This is a genomic window from Pantoea rwandensis, from assembly GCF_000759475.1.
Lineage (GTDB): Bacteria > Pseudomonadota > Gammaproteobacteria > Enterobacterales > Enterobacteriaceae > Pantoea > Pantoea rwandensis_B.
Genome location: NZ_CP009454.1, coordinates 1,746,678 through 1,763,947, shown reverse-complemented (window position 1 = coordinate 1,763,947; position 17,270 = coordinate 1,746,678). Strand labels below are relative to the sequence as shown.

At 55.8% G+C, this 17,270-nt stretch carries 14 protein-coding genes; 6 read left to right on the top strand and 8 right to left on the bottom strand.

What is annotated here, in order from left to right; translation table 11 throughout:
• Nucleotides 1–10: 10 nt before the first annotated feature.
• From napA to LH22_RS08015, 4 genes are all read right to left on the bottom strand, one after another.
• The gene (gene napA, locus LH22_RS08030; protein WP_038645515.1) at nucleotides 11–2,497 is read right to left on the bottom strand and encodes a nitrate reductase catalytic subunit NapA; all 2,487 of its coding nucleotides are present in this window, start codon (nucleotides 2,495–2,497) and stop codon (nucleotides 11–13) included.
• Nucleotides 2,494–2,784 carry a chaperone NapD gene (locus LH22_RS08025; protein ID WP_038645513.1) on the bottom strand — a complete coding sequence of 97 codons (291 nt, stop codon included), beginning with the start codon at nucleotides 2,782–2,784 and terminating at the stop codon, nucleotides 2,494–2,496. The genes napA and LH22_RS08025 overlap by 4 nt, the downstream gene beginning before the upstream one ends.
• 162 nt (nucleotides 2,785–2,946) lie before the next feature.
• The gene (gene ansP, locus LH22_RS08020; RefSeq protein ID WP_038645511.1) at nucleotides 2,947–4,449 is read right to left on the bottom strand and encodes an L-asparagine permease; all 1,503 of its coding nucleotides are present in this window, start codon (nucleotides 4,447–4,449) and stop codon (nucleotides 2,947–2,949) included.
• 277 nt (nucleotides 4,450–4,726) lie between these two features.
• A complete protein-coding gene (locus LH22_RS08015; protein ID WP_038645508.1) occupies nucleotides 4,727–4,999 on the bottom strand; it encodes a YdgH/BhsA/McbA-like domain containing protein in 273 nt (90 codons plus the stop codon).
• A gap of 241 nt (nucleotides 5,000–5,240) precedes the next feature.
• On the opposite strand from LH22_RS08015, the gene narQ reads away from it, so the two are divergent.
• The 3 genes from narQ to acrD all read left to right on the top strand — a co-directional run bounded on the left by narQ (nucleotide 5,241) and on the right by acrD (nucleotide 10,915).
• Nucleotides 5,241–6,929, top strand: coding sequence for a nitrate/nitrite two-component system sensor histidine kinase NarQ (narQ, locus tag LH22_RS08010; RefSeq protein WP_038645506.1), 1,689 nt, complete (start codon nucleotides 5,241–5,243; stop codon nucleotides 6,927–6,929).
• A gap of 41 nt (nucleotides 6,930–6,970) precedes the next feature.
• Nucleotides 6,971–7,603: a response regulator gene (locus LH22_RS08005; RefSeq protein WP_038645504.1), complete on the top strand. Its 633-nt coding sequence runs from the start codon at nucleotides 6,971–6,973 to the stop codon at nucleotides 7,601–7,603.
• A gap of 195 nt (nucleotides 7,604–7,798) precedes the next feature.
• Entirely contained in the window at nucleotides 7,799–10,915 is a 3,117-nt protein-coding gene (gene acrD, locus LH22_RS08000) for a multidrug efflux RND transporter permease AcrD (protein ID WP_038645502.1), read from the top strand.
• Between the two features lie 105 nt (nucleotides 10,916–11,020).
• Here the strand turns inward: acrD and ypfM are convergent, their stop codons facing one another.
• Complete coding sequence (gene ypfM, locus LH22_RS21025; protein WP_156102815.1) at nucleotides 11,021–11,083, bottom strand: protein YpfM; 63 nt, start codon at nucleotides 11,081–11,083, stop codon at nucleotides 11,021–11,023.
• A gap of 404 nt (nucleotides 11,084–11,487) precedes the next feature.
• Between ypfM and LH22_RS07990 the strand changes: the two genes are divergently transcribed.
• From LH22_RS07990 to LH22_RS07980, 3 genes are read left to right on the top strand one after another with little or no spacing between them, the layout of a single operon-like run.
• Complete coding sequence (locus tag LH22_RS07990) at nucleotides 11,488–11,856, top strand: ArsC family reductase (RefSeq protein ID WP_038645497.1); 369 nt, start codon at nucleotides 11,488–11,490, stop codon at nucleotides 11,854–11,856.
• Nucleotide 11,857: 1 nt separating this feature from the next.
• Complete coding sequence (gene dapE, locus LH22_RS07985; RefSeq protein ID WP_034825781.1) at nucleotides 11,858–12,985, top strand: succinyl-diaminopimelate desuccinylase; 1,128 nt, start codon at nucleotides 11,858–11,860, stop codon at nucleotides 12,983–12,985.
• A gap of 25 nt (nucleotides 12,986–13,010) precedes the next feature.
• The gene (locus LH22_RS07980) at nucleotides 13,011–13,199 is read left to right on the top strand and encodes a YpfN family protein (RefSeq protein WP_034825779.1); all 189 of its coding nucleotides are present in this window, start codon (nucleotides 13,011–13,013) and stop codon (nucleotides 13,197–13,199) included.
• A gap of 120 nt (nucleotides 13,200–13,319) precedes the next feature.
• On the opposite strand, the gene ypfH is transcribed toward LH22_RS07980, so the two are convergent.
• The 3 genes from ypfH to ypfJ all read right to left on the bottom strand — a co-directional run bounded on the left by ypfH (nucleotide 13,320) and on the right by ypfJ (nucleotide 17,057).
• Entirely contained in the window at nucleotides 13,320–14,015 is a 696-nt protein-coding gene (gene ypfH, locus LH22_RS07975) for an esterase (protein WP_038645495.1), read from the bottom strand.
• 73 nt (nucleotides 14,016–14,088) lie between these two features.
• Nucleotides 14,089–16,194, bottom strand: a complete 2,106-nt coding sequence (locus LH22_RS07970; RefSeq protein WP_081946719.1) for a tRNA(Met) cytidine acetyltransferase TmcA — start codon at nucleotides 16,192–16,194, stop codon at nucleotides 14,089–14,091.
• Nucleotides 16,194–17,057, bottom strand: a complete 864-nt coding sequence (gene ypfJ / locus LH22_RS07965) for a KPN_02809 family neutral zinc metallopeptidase (RefSeq protein ID WP_038645493.1) — start codon at nucleotides 17,055–17,057, stop codon at nucleotides 16,194–16,196. The genes LH22_RS07970 and ypfJ overlap by 1 nt, the downstream gene beginning before the upstream one ends.
• Nucleotides 17,058–17,270 lie beyond the last annotated feature (213 nt).

Here is a 17,270-nt window from a genome sequence, read left to right as displayed (position 1 = left end):
GCATCCTGCCTTAAATTTTGACCAGCTTAACGGCGCATTTTTTGTAATCGGTCTGCTTCGATAGCGGATCGGTGGCATCCAGCGTGACGTTGTTGGCCAGCACGCCAGCATCAAAGAACGGCATAAACACCAGCCCTTTTGGCGGTTGATTACGTCCGCGCGTTTCGACAGTCGCCACGGTTTCCCCCCGACGTGACATCACGCGCACCTTCTCGCCACGGCGGAAACCACGATCTTTGGCATCCAGCGGATGGATATACAGCAGCGCCTGCGGCACGGCGCGATGCAGCTCCGGCACGCGACGCGTCATGGTGCCGGTGTGCCAGTGTTCCAGCACGCGGCCAGTGCAGAACCACAGATCGTACTCGGCGTCTGGCGCTTCAGCAGGTGGCTCATACGGCAGGGCAAAAATGGTGGCTTTGCCATCTGGCTTGCCATAGAACCTTACGCCCTCGCCCGCTTTGACATAGCTGTCAAAGCCTTCGCGATAGCGCCAGCGTGTCTCTTTGCCATTCACCACCGGCCAGCGCAATCCGCGCGCTTCATGATAGGCATCGAATGGCGCCAGATCGTGACCGTGTCCGCGACCAAAGCTGGCGTACTCTTCAAACAGGCCTTTTTGGATGTAGAAGCCGAAGTCGCGCGCCTCGTCGTTCAGTCGATCGTCGGCCACTTCGCTCAACGGGAATTGATTAACCTGGCCGTTGGCGTACAGCACGTCATACAAGGTTTTATCCCGCAGCGCCGGCTGTTGGGCGATCAATGCTTCCGGCCACACTTCGGTTACGCGGAAACGCTTAGCGAAATTCACCATCTGCCACAGATCCGATTTGGCTTCGCCCGGCGCTTTCACCTGTTGATGCCAGAACTGGGTACGACGCTCGGCGTTGCCGTAAGCGCCCTCTTTCTCCACCCACATCGCCGTCGGCAGGATTAAGTCCGCACACAAAGCACTGACGGTGGGATAAGGATCGGACACCACGATAAAGTTGCGTGCATCACGCCAGCCTGGCATGCGCTCCTGGGTCAGGTTCGGACCCGCCTGCATGTTGTTGTTACACATCACCCAGTACGCATTCAGCTTGCCGTCTTTCAGCGCGCGATCTTGTGCGACCGCATGCAGGCCGATTTTGGCGGGAATGGTGCCCTGCGGTAGCTTCCACAGTTTTTCAGCCGTCGCACGGTGCTTATCGTTATTCACCACCATGTCTGCGGGCAGGCGATGCGAGAAGGTGCCGACTTCACGTGCCGTGCCACAGGCAGAAGGCTGGCCAGTGAGCGAGAAGGGACCGGTGCCGGGGCGCGAGATTTTGCCGGTCAGCAGATGGATGTTGTAGCACAGGTTATTGGCCCACACGCCGCGCGTGTGCTGATTGAAGCCCATGGTCCAGTAGGAGACCACGTTGATGTTCGGGTCGGCATAGAGTTCGGCCAGCGCAATCAGCTGATCCTGCTCTACGCCACTCATCTCACTGGCTTTCTCTACCGTGTATTCGGTAACGAATTTGGCGTACTCGTCGAAGCTAATCGGCGTGGATTCGCCGCTATCCGGGTTTTTCGCCGAGGCCTGACGCGGATCGCTCGGGCGTAATCCATAACCAATATCCGTGACGCCTTTACGCAGCGTGACGTGATTCTGCAGGAAAGCTTTATCGACTTTGTTGTTCTGAATGATGTAGTTGGCGATGAAGTTAAGAATCGCCAAATCGCTTTGCGGCGTAAACACCATGCCGTTATCGGCCAGTTCAAAACTGCGATGACGGTAGGTAGAGAGCACGGCGACTTTAACGTTGTCATCGCTCAGGCGACGGGCGGTCAGACGTGACCAGAGAATCGGATGCATCTCGGCCATGTTCGAGCCCCACAGCACAAAGGCATCGGCCACTTCGATGTCATCGTAGCAGCCCATCGGCTTATCCATGCCGAAAGTGCGCATAAAGCCCACCACGGCCGAGGCCATGCAGTGACGCGCATTAGGATCGAGGTTATTGGTGCGGAAACCGGCTTTCATCAATTTAGAGGCGGCATACCCTTCCCATACCGTCCATTGACCGGAACCGAACATGCCGATGGATTCAGGCCCGTTGGCTTTTAGCGCCGCTTTGAACTTCTGTTCCATGATGTCGAAGGCCTGATCCCAGCTCACCGGGGTAAACTCGCCTTCTTTGTCGTAGTGGCCATCGGTCATGCGCAGCAACGGCTGCGTCAGGCGGTCTTTTCCGTACATGATCTTGGGCAGGAAATAGCCTTTGATACAGTTCAGCCCACGGTTCACTTCCGCCTGCGGGTCGCCCTGTGAGGCCACCACACGTCCCTCCTGAGTACCCACCAGCACGCCACAGCCGGTGCCACAAAAACGACACGGCGCCTTTTCCCAGCGGATCGGGGCGCCCAATGCGGTCACGGCTTTGGTGACGCTGGGAATCGTAAGTCCTGCGGCCACTGCCGCCGCTGCGGCCGCATTGGCCTTCATAAATTCTCGACGACTGACTTTCATGATGCTTCCTTGTGACGATATTCCGTTTCGTCTTGCTGGTGATACACCAGAGAAACGGCCAATACATGCGGGATATTGCGGGTGGCTTCGATGTTGTCTAACAAGGCGCGGCTGTCTGCTGCCCCTAAGGTCACGGCCAGCGTGCCGCGTGCGCTGTCTTCGGCGGCGATTTCGCAATCAGAAAGCAACAGCAATGCCTGCTTTACTGCCGGGATGGCGTGGGAACGCGCCTGGATGACCAGACCGCATACGTGCCAACTGCTTTCAGGGAGAATGGAGTGCGTCATGCGCTCACCTCGTTTAGCCAGCTTGAGATGAGGCGTAAAATACCCTGATGTTTTGCAGGGCTATATCACCCGAAAGGTGTATATCCCGATGTGGGATCAAGGGAAGGACAATTGAAATGAAAACGGGGGCCAAAAGGCCCCCGTTGATGAGAATGGCTGCGATTAACGCGAGCTATCTTCCGCCAGCTTAGCTGCCCCATCATCCTGATCGTCATGATGATGGTCGTGCTCTTTCATGGCTTCGGCATGCACGCGTTTGCGCACGCCGAACCAGCCCAGCACCAGTACCACGGCAATCAGCGGGATGGACGCAATAGTGTAGGTACCGTTTGGATAATCAAACGCCATCAACACCAGCACGCTCACCAGGAACAGCAGCGTCAACCATGAGGTGAACGGTGCCCACGGCAGCTTGAAGCCGACGTCTTCCGCTTTACCTTCTTTAATCGCTTTGCGCAGACGCATCTGGCATACCACGATAAAGCCCCACGAAGAGATGATGCCCAGTGAGGCCACGTTCAGTACGATCTCAAACACCTGAGAAGGCACATAGTAGTTGAGAACCACACCGACCACATACACCGCGATGGTAACGAGGATACCGGCGAACGGCACCTGCTGTTTGCTCATCTTCGACATGAACTGTGGTGCAGAACCGCCCATCGACATGGAACGCAGAATACGACCGGTGGAGTACAAACCTGAGTTCAGGCTCGACAACGCAGCACTCAGCACCACGATGTTCATCACGCTCCCAATGTAAGGCACGCCCAGTTTGGAGAAGAAGGTCACAAACGGACTCTGCCCTGCCTGATAGGCGTTCCACGGCAGCAGCAGTACCAGCAGCACCACCGAACCGACGTAGAAGAGACCAATACGCCAGATCACGCTGTTGATGGCTTTTGGCAGCATGGTTTTCGGGTCTTTACACTCCCCGGCCGCGGTGCCCACCAGCTCAATCGAGGCGAAGGCAAATACCACCCCTTGCACCAGCACCAGCGCGGGTAGTAAGCCGTGCGGGAAGAAGCCGCCGTTGTCGGTGATCAGATGGAAGCCGGTGGTATTGCCGTCCAGCGGTTTACCACTGCCGAGGAACACCACACCGACAATCAGGAACACCACGATCGCCAGCACTTTCACCAATGCGAACCAGAACTCCATTTCGGCGAACCACTTCACGCCGATCATGTTCATGGTTCCGACAATCGCCAGTGCGCCGAGAGCAAACACCCACTGCGGCACATCACCAAACGCGCCCCAGTAGTGCATGTAGAGCGCGACCGCGGTGATATCCACGATACCGGTCATCGCCCAGTTAACGAAGTACATCCAGCCTGCCACGTATGACGCTTTTTCCCCGAGGAATTCGCGTGCATAAGAAACAAAGCTGCCGCTTGATGGGCGGTGTAATACCAGTTCGCCCAACGCACGGAGGATAAAGAAGGAGAAGATACCGCACACCAGATAAACCAGTGCCAGAGCAGGACCAGCCATCTGCAAGCGCGCGCCTGCACCAAGGAACAGGCCAGTACCGATGGCACCGCCAATGGCGATCATTTGTACCTGACGGTTACCCATTGCTTTGTGGTAACCGCTGTCGTGGGAATTGAGCCAGCGTCTTTTCGCAGCGCGTTGTTCGGCTGCGGTTTTTTTAGTTGAATTCATAGCTTTCCTGTTTGTCCTGACCATCAATCATCGCCTAACCAATCGTTTGCGTGCGGCGGTGCGAAATGGGGTAAAACCCGCTACCGATACGGCGGAACGATGTCGCGCGGTGAGCCGGGAATTTACGGCGATGAATCCTACCCGTTCTGCATGAACGAAGCAAAAAATACCGTTTGGTTGCACAAGTTGAATTGTAAGAATCGGTCGCGGTGCACAAAAAAACCGGCCAGTGAATGGCCGGTAAAGGGGTGGCTACAGGGAGGTATTACGGGGGGTATTAACGATAAATCTCTGCGGTACCGCTCCACAGGCTGGAGTCGCCTGGGTTTTGTACGCCAATGACACGGTAATGGCTGGCGCCCCTTTCTTCCGCTTTCTGCGAAAGCTGACGTGTTGCATCATCGATGGAACCGCGAACACCGCTGATAGAAACGGTACCGCTGCTTTGCAGGTTTTCCGCCTGCTCAGCACTTAAAGGTTGCGCGGCAAAGGCCGTGAAACTTGCGGTGGCAAGCAGTGCAGCAGTCAGAATGGCAATCGGTGTCTTCATCATTTGCTCCTGTTGTCGTCCGTTTATAAAAGTGATTACGCTGCAAATTATCAGCGATGTAATGAAAAGCAGGCACAGCAGGCGGTAAAGCCGTTCAATAATTCGCCAGCTAACGATATGCAATCCAGGGAAAGGTAAAGAGAAGTGGATTTCTCTGCTAAAAGTAACCTGATGTGACGATTCAGGCTCGCTGTCAGTCTGACACTGCCTTATAATCCCACACTCTTATAAGGGTTTTATTGTGATAGTGAAACGTCCTGTTACCCGCACCATAGCCCGTGCCCTGAGCGCGATTGTGTTGTTGTCGCTACTTACCACCGGCCTGGCGCTGTTAACGCTCTCCAGCAGTTTACGTGATGCCGAAGCGGTGAATGTCGCCGGTTCATTGCGCATGCAAATTTATCGCCTTGCCTGGGATACCACGCGTGATCCGCAGCTGTTAGTGCAGCATATTAAGATCTATCAGCAAACTCTCAGCTCGCCGGCTTTGCGGCATCTGGAACGCCCGTGGGTGCCGAAGGAAGTGGCCAGCCGCTATCGCTATCTGCGCGACAGCTGGCCGCAGTTGCAGCAAACGCTGCAACCCGAACGCGCGCAGATCTACCAGCAACGCGTTGCTGGTTACGTCAGTGAGATCGACCGTTTTGTGCTGGCGCTGCAGCATTACGCTGAACTGAAGATGCATCTCGTGGCGGCCAGCAGCCTGTTTGGTTTCCTGGCGATTGTGGCGCTGGCGCTATGGACCATCCGCTTTATTCGTCGCAACGTAGTGCGCCCGCTGGATTCACTGGTCACGGCCAGCCAATACGTTGAGCAGGCGAATTTCAGCTTTCCGCCGTTATCGGTTTCCCAACCCACAGAACTCGGCGTGTTAGCTCAAGCCTTTACCACCATGGCCGAACGGCTGCACTCGCACTATCGCCTGCTTGAGCTGGCGGTGCGCAATAAAACGGAAGACCTGACGCAAGCCAACCGCACGCTGAAATTACTCTATGAATGCTCGCAGGTCCTCACCAGCAGCCCACTTAATCCGGAGTTGTTCCAGGGATTGCTGCGGCTGGTTCAACGTCGTGAGGCGTTGACCGTATTGAGCATCACCAGCGACGGCATTGATTTTCAGACGGGCGTGGCGGAAGACGATCTCGAATGGCAGCGTTTGCCGTTGCAGCAAGAAGATCAGTTACTCGGCGAACTGTGCTGGCAAACGCGACGAGCGCCACCTGCCGATGAACTGATGCAAAGCCTGGCCAACATGCTGGCGCGTTCGTTATGGATTTGGCAGACGCAAAAACAGTACCAGCAGATGCTATTAATAGAAGAGCGATCCACCATCGCGCGTGAACTGCATGATTCGCTGGCGCAGTCGCTCTCTTTCCTGCGCATCCAGCTCACGTTGCTGCGCCGCAATGTCGATAATACTCAGCCTCAGGCGCAGTCCATCATTGCTGAGTTTGATCGTGCATTGGCCGAGGCCTATCAGCAGCTACGCGAGTTGCTCACCACCTTCCGTCTGACCATCGAACAGGCAGATTTAGTACAGGCGATGCAGGCAATGATTGCTCCGTTGCAGGAACAGTCTCATGCCACAATCGCCTTCGATTACCAACCGGGACTGCAAACGCTGGATGCTCAACAGCAGGTGCATGTGCTGCAAATTGCGCGCGAAGCGCTGCTGAACGCTATTCGCCACGCGCAGGCGCAGAAAATCCATATTTTTTATCAGCGCGATGAAGACGCATTCCATTTGCTGACGATTGAAGATGACGGTTGCGGCATCCGCAGCCTTGAAGAGCCACCGGGCCATTACGGCCTGACAATTATGGCGGAGCGCGCTGCCCGGCTTTCCGGCAGCTTACTGATTACCCCGCAGACGCGTGGAACGCGCGTTACGCTGCGTTTCCCACCACGCCCGGCACACCGGCTGGCTTAACGCGATACACTTATGTTGAATGGACTTTGACTGGAGAATTTATGGCCCCCTCTTCCCTGACTATTATGATCGTTGACGATCATCCGCTGATGCGTCGTGGCATTTGCCAACTGCTGGCACTGGAACCGCGTCTGGAAGTGGTGGCCGAAGCCAACAACGGCACTGAAGCGCTGGCTGAAGCACGTCGCCTCTCGCCCGATGTGATATTGCTCGATCTGAACATGAAAGGCATGTCGGGTTTAGATACCCTGAAAGCCCTGCGCCATGAAGGGATCGCTGCGCGCATTTTGGTACTGACCGTTTCCGACGCGCGCAATGATATATACGCCATGGTCGATGCCGGTGCTGATGGCTATTTGCTGAAAGACAGCGAGCCGGAATTATTGCTGGCGCAGGTGATGCGCGGTGCATTGGGTGAGAATGTGTTTAGTGAAGTGGTGGCAGAATATCTGGCAACGCGCCAGCCGAGCGCCAATCCTTTCAAACAACTCACCGAGCGTGAACTGGATGTGTTGCAGGAAGTGGCGCGTGGGTTATCCAATAAAGAGATTGCCGCCACCTTGCATATTTCCGAAGAAACGGTAAAAGTGCACATCCGCAATCTGCTGCGTAAACTGGATGTCCGTTCGCGCGTCGCCGCCACCGTGCTGTGGCTAGAGAGCCGCAATGTGTAGCAGCGCACAGAAAACCAGCACCACATTTACACTTTCTCCATAATTTATCCACGATTCTCTAATTTGCGCCGCGTACAGTAGGCAGCAGCAGGAGTTTTCGGGATAGCACCTTGCACTCCGCCGACGTGAAGCCAACTGCGCTTCACGTTTTACATAATAAAAGTAAAAAATACGCAGCTGAGGAGTGTCGGTTCCATGTCGAATTTTTTTATCGACCGCCCCATTTTTGCCTGGGTTTTGGCTATTTTGCTTTGTCTTTGCGGCACACTAGCGATCATCTCCCTGCCCATTGAGCAGTATCCCGATCTCGCACCGCCTAACGTGCGTATTACTGCCAACTATCCCGGTGCCTCTGCAGAAACGCTGGAGAACACCGTTACCCAGGTTATCGAACAGAACATGACCGGCATCGATAATCTGATGTATATGTCCTCCAACAGCAGTAATACCGGTCAGGCGCAAATCACCCTCACCTTTACCGCTGGCACCAATCCTGATGAAGCCCGTCAGCAGGTACAAAACCAGCTGCAAACCGCACTGCGTAAATTACCCGCCGCCGTTCAATCTCAGGGCGTCACGGTGAATAAAACCGGTGACAGCAATATCCTGATGATTGCGTTTGTCTCTACCGACGGAAGTATGGACAAACAGGATATTTCAGATTATGTCGCCAGTAACATTCAGGATCCGCTGAGCCGCATCGATGGTGTGGGTCAGGTGGATGCCTACGGTTCGCAATATGCGATGCGTATCTGGCTCGATCCCAACAAGCTGATTGCCTATGCGCTCACTACCGATGACGTGGTGAAGGCGATTGAATCGCAGAACACACAGGTGGCCGTGGGTCAGGTTGGTGGCTTGCCGTCTGTGGATAAACAAGCGCTGAATGCCACTGTCAATGCACAGTCCATGTTGCAGACGCCAGAGCAGTTCAAAGCCATCACGCTGAAAAACAACAGTGATGGTTCGGTAGTGACGCTGGGCGATGTGGCTGATGTGGCGATGGGGGCGGAAAAATACGACTTCCTCAGCCGGTACAATGGCCAGGCGGCTTCCGGTCTTGGCATTAAGCTGGCGTCCGGCGCTAACGAAATGAACACCGATAAGCTGGTGCGCGCGCGCGTGGAAGAGCTATCGCGTTACTTCCCGCACGGGCTGGAAGCCAAAGTGGCTTATGAAACTACGCCGTTCGTAAAAGCCTCGATCACCGATGTGGTGAAAACGCTGCTGGAAGCAATTCTGCTGGTGTTCCTGGTAATGTATCTGTTCCTGCAGAACTTCCGTGCCACGCTGATTCCGACCATTGCCGTGCCGGTGGTGCTGCTCGGCACCTTCACCGTGCTGTATGCCTGCGGGTTCAGTATCAACACGCTCACCATGTTCGCGATGGTGCTTGCCATCGGCCTGCTGGTGGATGATGCCATCGTGGTGGTGGAGAACGTTGAGCGCATCATGAGTGAAGAAGGACTTTCACCGCGCGCCGCTACACGAAAATCGATGGGACAGATCCAGGGGGCGCTGGTGGGCATTGCGCTGGTGCTGTCGGCGGTATTCGTACCAATGGCCTTCTTCGGCGGCACCGTGGGCGCTATCTATCGTCAGTTCTCGATCACCATCGTGTCAGCGATGGTGTTGTCGGTGCTGGTGGCGATGATTCTGACGCCAGCCCTGTGCTCGACGCTGCTTAAACCCCTGGAACAAGGCCATCATCATGGACGTCGCGGCTTCTTTGGCTGGTTTAACCGTACTTTCAATGCCAGCGCGGAACGCTATGAGCGCGGTGTCGCGCGTATTTTGATGAAGAGTGGGCGCTGGCTGGTGCTCTATCTCGGCATCATCGGCGTGATGGCGTTTCTGTTTATCCGCCTGCCGACCTCGTTCCTGCCGCTGGAAGACCGTGGTGTATTCCTGACGCAGGTGCAGTTGCCGCCGGGCGCGACGCTAGAGCAAACCTCCAATGTGGTGGCGAAGGTCGAAAACTATTACATGACCGCCGAAAAAGACAACGTGCTATCGGTGTTCTCAACCATCGGCGCCGGTCCTGGTGGTAACGGCCAAAACGTGGCGCGCCTGTTTGTGCGTCTGAAAAACTGGGAAGAGCGTCCTGGTAGCGATCGTACCTCGTTCGCTATCATCGACCGCGCCACCAAAGCCTTCCATAAGATCAAAGAAGGCCGCGTGATCGCCAGCAGCCCACCGGCCATCACCGGCATGGGCAGTTCCTCCGGTTTCGATATGGAACTGCAGGATCACGGCGGCATCGGTCATACCCAGTTGATGGCGATGCGAGACAAATTGCTGGAGCTGGCCGACAGCAATCCGGCCCTGTCTCGTGTGCGTCACAACGGTCTGGATGACAGCCCGCAGCTGCAGATTGATGTCGATCAGCGTAAAGCCCAGGCGCTCGGCGTTTCACTCGATACCATCAATGACACGCTGACCACCGCATGGGGTTCGACTTATGTCAATGACTTCCTCGATCGCGGACGTGTGAAGAAGGTCTATGTGCAAGCCGCAGCGGAATTCCGCATGCTGCCGGGTGATATCAATAAGTGGTACGTGCGCAACAGCAGCGGCACCATGGTGCCCTTCTCAGCCTTCGCCACCAGCCGTTGGGAGACCGGTTCACCGCGTCTGGAACGCTACAATGGTTACTCTTCACTGGAGATTGTTGGCGAGGCAGCCAATGGCGTCAGTAGTGGCACCGCGATGGATGTGATGGAGAAACTGGTGGGGCAACTGCCCTTAGGTGTCGGCTTCCAGTGGACCGGAGCCTCTTATCAGGAACGTCTCTCCGGTTCACAGGCGCCTGCGCTGTATGCGATTTCGCTACTGGTGGTATTCCTGTGTCTGGCCGCGCTGTATGAGAGCTGGTCGATTCCATTCTCCGTAATGCTGGTGGTGCCGCTCGGCGTGGTGGGTGCACTGGTAGCAACCTGGATGCGCGGACTCGAGAACGACGTTTACTTCCAGGTTGGCTTGCTTACCGTGATTGGTTTGTCGGCGAAGAACGCCATCCTGATCGTGGAATTTGCTAATGAGATCAACAGTAAAGGACGCGAGCTGATGGAAGCGACGCTGGAGGCTTCACGCCAGCGTCTGCGCCCGATTCTGATGACATCGCTGGCCTTTATCTTCGGCGTGCTGCCGATGGCGATCAGCAGCGGGGCGGGTTCCGGCAGCCAGCATGCGGTCGGAACGGGCGTCATGGGCGGCATGATATCCGCAACCGTGCTTGCTATCTTCTTTGTGCCGTTGTTCTTTGTGCTGGTGCGTCGTCGCTTCCCATTGAAAGACAAGCCGCACGATTAAAAACCTGAGTCATAAAAAAAGCCGCTATGGAGACATAGCGGCTTTATTGCTTTGTGTGGTTAGAATTACAGCAAGTTGGGAATGCCCTGCTTTTCTCTTCGCGTATTACTTAGCGCGTAACATCGCTTCGATGAATTCTTTCCAGTTTCCCATTTCGGTGTCGACCATCGTACCCTCTCTTATTGTAGGGGTGATTCTACGCCGTTTTTTTCTACAGGTGAATACGTTTCCACCACTTGTCACCATCGGTAAAAGCGCACAAAAGCGTCATTTTGCCGAAATTGCGTACTGACGCACATTTCAGCAACTCGTTATCACCACTGGAAAAAATCACTGATGTTATCAAAAGTCGCTTTTGCCAGATTAGGATAATTCTTAGCATCCTGATGATGCCGCTGGCGACTATTTATGACGTTAATGAAAACGCTTACTGGATCTAATAAGTAACTTTGATAACGCCAAAATAATCATGAAAAAACAAATAAATCGCTGTGCCCGCAGCCGTGAGGGTCACTGCCATGAAAGCGCTATGGTAAACTCGCGCTTTATTTTTCACAGGATGGGAACAGGCGATGACAGCGCAGTGGGTGATGTACGGAATTAAAAATTGCGACACCATAAAAAAAGCACGCAACTATTTAGCAGAATCCGGCACCGACTATCGTTTTCACGATTATCGCGTGGAGGGCATCGATGACGCGCTGCTGCAATCGTTTATCGATCAGCTTGGCTATGAAGTGCTGCTGAACACGCGTGGCACCACCTGGCGCAACCTGCCGGAAGCGGAGCGTGCAGCCGTCACCGATGCGGCCAGTGCGAAAGCAGTGATGCTCGCCCAGCCTGCCATTATCAAACGACCGGTATTGTCTGCCCCTAACGGTGACTTGCTGGTCGGTTTCAAAGATTCCCTTTATCACGCGTTTATCCAGGAGAAGTCATAACATGTTCTGTCCAGTCATTGAGCTGGCTCAGCAGCTTATTCGTCGCCCGTCACTGAGTCCGGATGATGCCGGTTGTCAGGCGCTGTTGGTGGCGCGTCTGGAAGCAATTGGCTTTACGGTCGAACAGATGCACATCGGCGATACGCTGAACTTCTGGGCCACGCGTGGTCAGGGCGAAACCCTGGCGTTTGCCGGTCACACCGATGTGGTGCCGCCGGGTGATGCCAACCGCTGGATCAGTCCGCCGTTTGAACCCTCAATTCGTGATGGCATGCTGTTTGGCCGTGGTGCTGCCGACATGAAAGGCTCGCTGGCGGCGATGGTGGTGGCCGCTGAACGATTTGTCGCCGCTAATCCGCAGCACAAAGGGCGTCTGGCTTTCCTGATCACTTCCGATGAAGAAGCCAGCGCCGTTAACGGCACGGTCAAAGTGGTAGAACGTCTGATGGCGCGCAACGAGCGCATGGATTACTGCCTGGTGGGCGAGCCTTCCAGTACCGAAATCGTTGGCGACGTGGTGAAAAACGGTCGTCGCGGTTCGATGACCGCCAATCTGACGATCCACGGCGTACAGGGACACGTGGCTTATCCGCATCTGGCCGATAACCCGGTGCACCGCGCGATGCCAGCCCTGAATGAGCTGGTGGCCACCGAATGGGATCAGGGCAACGAATTCTTCCCGCCAACCAGCATGCAGATTGCCAACGTGCAGGCCGGCACCGGCAGCAATAACGTGATCCCCGGTGAATTTTTCGTGCAGTTCAACTTCCGGTTCAGCACCGAACTCACCGATCAAATGATCAAAGAGCGCGTAGCCGCCCTGCTGGATCGCCATCAGTTGCGTTACACGCTGGAGTGGAATGTTTCCGGTCAGCCGTTCCTGACCTCACGCGGCAAACTGGTTGATGCCGTGGTAAATGCTGTCGCGCACTATAATGAAATTAAGCCACAGTTACTGACCACAGGCGGCACCTCAGACGGACGCTTTATCGCGCGGATGGGTGCGCAGGTTGTGGAACTGGGCCCGGTGAATGCCACCATTCATAAAATCAATGAGTGCGTGAAAGCGTCAGATTTGCAGATGCTGAGTCGTATGTACCAGCGCATCATGGAACAACTGATCGCTTAAGTAAGCACGCTAAAGGAGCAATGGGATGGAATTCTTTAAAGAGTACTGGTGGATCTTAGTGATCCTGCTGATGGTCGGTATTTTAATGAACGTTTATAAAGACTTAAAACGTATCGATCACAAAAAGTTTATGGATAACAAACCGGATTTACCACCGCATCGCGACTTTAACGATAAATGGGATGACGACGACGACTGGCCGAAGAAAAAATAATTGCGGTTAATCTCCTCCCTGTAAACGTAGCGGCGTGATGCGCCGCGCATCGGATAGCGAATGGGCTACAAAAATGCGCGATTCATCTCGCCGTTACGTTAAAACGACTCTGGTTCGCCATCACATCATCATCACCACATCATCATCCCCCGGTTTAGCGCCGCTCAGCGCCTCGTCGAAGTAGCGACGCGGGATGGTATAACGCAGGTGATTCAACGCCAGTTCCATGCTGCGATCGTCAATCGCGTGCGGCAAATCGTCCACCACATCGAGTGTCACATCACCGCCCAGCGCCGTTAAGCGCTGCATAGCGGCTTCAGCATGTTCCAGCGGAATCTGATCATCATAATCGCCGTGGATCAGATGGATGGTATTGCGAGAGCTGACGCGCTCCGGCAGCGTGCTGTAGCGGCCGCTGAACACAATCGCGCGTCCTGCCAGATCCGCATGGGCTTTGACGCCTTCCAGCACCATGGTGCCGCCCTGAGAGAAGCCTACCAGTGCGGTGGCCTCCGGCCGAACACCCGATGCCTGTTGCCAATGGCGCACCGATTCGACAAACATCGGCATCACCGCATTGACGCCCTGCTGTTCTGATCGGTCATGCGTGGGAATATCCGCATACCATTGGCGGCCCTGCGGTACGCTGCCAGGGTAAGGTGCACCCACCACCACCACCTGCGCTTCCGGAAACGCTTTGGCGAACCAGTTGCCGATTTGCGCCATCGAATCAGGATTGTCATTCACGCCGTGATAGAGCAAAAACAGCTGCGCAGCGTGCGTCGGTTGCTGAACAATTACATATCGTAGTGCCATAAGATCCTCCTCAAATCACTATACGCCGCTCAGGCGAGAGTGATATTGGGAAAATTTGAACGAGATAATAGATTTATTGCAACGATGCCAACTGCTGTCGCCACTGTTCCGCCTGGCGGGTATCGCACTGAATCAACGCCTCCGCCGTCTCCAGGCGTAAGCGTTGTATCAGGGCTTTACGACCACTGAGACCCGCTTGCTGTGTTGCGGCACTCAGCGGTTGTTTTTGCACAAGGATGGCTTCGAGTATCGGTTGTGGTGATGCGCGCACCAGGCGTTGCAACGCGGCATAACTCGCCTCATACGGCCGCTGCGCCCAGGCGAATCCTGCCAGTAGCGGCCAGTCATCATCATTGAGTGTCTGCGGGTGCTCGGTGGTCTCGAAAGGAAGATCAATAATGTCACGCAACCACACCGCGTCACGCGAAAATCGCTGTGCCGCTTGCTGCTGTAACTTTTCTCCGGCGGGCGTTAAGGCACGTATCGCCATCGCCGCATAGCAGCCACTGCTGGCTTCACGCTGTGAGCCAATGCGTACCAGAGTAAATCCACAGCGCTGCCAGAACTGCCACAGCGATTCGGTATAGCCAAAACTCACCGAAAGGAAATCGCATCCTTCCGCCTGCTGATGTGCCATGGCCACCAACGCGCTGCCAATACCGCGCTGGCGTTGTGCGGCTAACACGGCAATGCGACTGATGCGCTGCGATCGCAAGGTAGCGGCTTCTGCGAATCCTGCATGGGCTGCCAGTGACTGTGCGACCAGATTACCGCGCGGACGGCGCAACCCCGCCCAGACGGCATCAGCCAGCGGCTTGTCTAACCCACCCTCTTCCACCAGCCACAGTGCGCCGACAATATTTTCTGGCGTTCCTGCCAGCCAGAAGCGCATGCCGGGGGCATCCAGCATGCGCCGCAGGTCAATTGGAGAAGTGCGATAGTGGGCGCTCGCCAGCAGACGGTAGCCCGCTTCCAGCGCTCCTTGCTCTGGTTTAGCCGGAAAAACCGACATCTCACCGTTAAATTCGCTCTCTGCGGCATCCTCAAACAGCAGCGCCTGGCTTAGCCACTGTTCCAGCGGATCGTGCGCTGACCAACGCAAGGGTTCATCGAGCTGGAAATGTTGCACCTGCGGCAAGGTGGCGCAGAAACGCAGCATAAAACCACGCCCGGTGCCTTCGTAGCCCTGCACGGTGGTGATCATCAACACGCGAGGAAAACGCTGAATCAGTTGTTGTAACAACGGCGCTGGAATCGCAGCTGCTTCATCAACAATCAACCATTGCGCTGACCGCTCAGCGGTTGAAGCGAGAATGGCATCCGGAGCCATAAAATGAAAATGTTCACCGGCAAACGACGCCAGCACGTCAGTGGAAACTTTGGCCGGTGCCGTCACCAGGCAGTGCTGATTCTGTTGCGCCAGCATCCCGGCCAGCGCCGATTTGCCCCGTCCGCGCGCGGCGGTGATCACCGCCACACCAGAGGGCATCGACAGCAACCGTTGCAGGATCCGCGCCTGCTGCTGCGGTGCCTGGCATTGCCAATCGGGTAAGTCCAGCAACGCAGGTGCGTGCACAGGCTGATGCTGGTGCAGCAATGCGGGTGCACGCGCAGGCCGATGCTGGTGCAGCAATGCGGCTGCACGCACAGGCTGATGCTGGTGCAGCAATGCGGCTGCGCGCACAGGCTGATGTTGGTGCAGTAATGCGGGTGCACGCGCAGGCTGATGCTGGTGCTGCAACATGACCTGCGGATCCTGCTCAATCAACCGCTGCAGATGGTGGATAAAATGAGGCGTGGCGATGGGTTCGGCGACATCGGCCCAACGCAGGCTGTCGCAGTCCGGTTGCGTGGCCCAGTCTTGCCACGGCGGCGTCAGTAACAATAACCAGCTTCCCGCACGCAACGTGCCCGCCAACGCCGCTAACGCCTCCGCATGGAATCCATTGCGCGCATCGAAAATCGCATGCTGGAATTCACGCCCCAGCAGCGTGCGCAGAGCGGCGGGCGCCACGCGTTGGGGGAAATCATCACTGTCGCTCAGCGTGAGCCAGTCGCCGGGCAGCGCCGCACGCCACTCAACGGCCTGCTGCAGCGCCCAGTCAGCTTCACCGGCGATCACACACAAGCGACGAATGCCCGCTCGCTGCATCGCGGCGGTGATATCAACTAACGACATCAGTTGGCGGCGAAGGTGTTGCAGTCGCCCGGATTTCCGCTGTCAAAACCGCGTTTGAACCAGGTATAGCGCTGTTGTGAAGTACCGTGCGTGAAGCTATCCGGCACCACGCGGCCCTGGCTTTTCTGCTGTAGTCGGTCATCACCAATCGCTTCTGCGGTATCCAGCGCTTTCTTTAGGTCGCCCACTTCCAGCATATTTTGCTGCTGCACATAATGGCCCCACACGCCGGCAAAGCAGTCTGCCTGCAACTCCATTTTCACCGACAGCTGATTGGCCTGTGCCTGAGTGGCACCCTGCTGCATCTGACGCACTTTAGGCTCGATGCCCAGCAGCTTCTGGATGTGGTGGCCGACTTCATGGGCAATCACATAGCCCTGCGCAAAGTCACCGCCCGCACCCAGCTTGGTTTTCATATCATCATAAAACGACAGATCGATGTAGACGGTTTGATCCGCCGGGCAGTAAAACGGCCCCATCGCCGACTGGCCAGTGCCGCAGCTGGTTGAGGTGTAGTTGCGGTACATCACCAGCTTAGGTGGCACATACTGTTTGCCCATTTTCTGGAACAGCGTGCCCCAGGTCTCTTCGGTGGTGGCGAGAATCACCTTAGTGAATTTGGCATCCTCATTATCCTGCGCAGAGTTCACCGGGCGCTGCTGCTGTTGTGTCACCGGAGTTCCCCCCTCCAGCAATGCGGTGAGGTCGTAACCGTAATAACCCGCCACGGCCACCACAATCAGCAGAATGATACCGCCCTTGCCGCGCGGAATGCGGATTTGCCGACCGCCGCCGCCCAATCCGGGTGAATCATTGCGACGATCTTCTACATTGTCGCTTTCACGACGACCTTGCCAGCGCATGGCTCGCTCCTGTTAAAAGGTTTTGCATGATTTTAGTTGGCGGCATCGCTAATCACCAGCGTTGCGGCGCTAGCGTCGCGAGATTGAGAGAAAGGAGGCGTATTAGATAACGTGCAGGCAGGGCAGAAACAGAAAAGGCCGCCAGCGATGACGACCTTTCATTTATGACGACACCCTGTTTACAGTGCGCTGGAATGCGCACCGAAAAGATAT

Bases quoted from the DNA above. Each gene is read 5' to 3' on its own strand.
- napA (WP_038645515.1), bottom strand. From the start codon at position 2,497: ATGAAAGTCAGTCGTCGAGAATTTATGAAGGCCAATGCGGCCGCAGCG.
- LH22_RS08025 (WP_038645513.1), bottom strand. From the start codon at position 2,784: ATGACGCACTCCATTCTCCCTGAAAGCAGTTGGCACGTATGCGGTCTG.
- ansP (WP_038645511.1), bottom strand. From the start codon at position 4,449: ATGAATTCAACTAAAAAAACCGCAGCCGAACAACGCGCTGCGAAAAGA.
- LH22_RS08015 (WP_038645508.1), bottom strand. From the start codon at position 4,999: ATGAAGACACCGATTGCCATTCTGACTGCTGCACTGCTTGCCACCGCA.
- LH22_RS08005 (WP_038645504.1), top strand. From the start codon at position 6,971: ATGGCCCCCTCTTCCCTGACTATTATGATCGTTGACGATCATCCGCTG.
- acrD (WP_038645502.1), top strand. From the start codon at position 7,799: ATGTCGAATTTTTTTATCGACCGCCCCATTTTTGCCTGGGTTTTGGCT.
- LH22_RS07990 (WP_038645497.1), top strand. From the start codon at position 11,488: ATGACAGCGCAGTGGGTGATGTACGGAATTAAAAATTGCGACACCATA.
- dapE (WP_034825781.1), top strand. From the start codon at position 11,858: ATGTTCTGTCCAGTCATTGAGCTGGCTCAGCAGCTTATTCGTCGCCCG.
- LH22_RS07980 (WP_034825779.1), top strand. From the start codon at position 13,011: ATGGAATTCTTTAAAGAGTACTGGTGGATCTTAGTGATCCTGCTGATG.
- ypfH (WP_038645495.1), bottom strand. From the start codon at position 14,015: ATGGCACTACGATATGTAATTGTTCAGCAACCGACGCACGCTGCGCAG.
- LH22_RS07970 (WP_081946719.1), bottom strand. From the start codon at position 16,194: ATGTCGTTAGTTGATATCACCGCCGCGATGCAGCGAGCGGGCATTCGT.
- ypfJ (WP_038645493.1), bottom strand. From the start codon at position 17,057: ATGCGCTGGCAAGGTCGTCGTGAAAGCGACAATGTAGAAGATCGTCGC.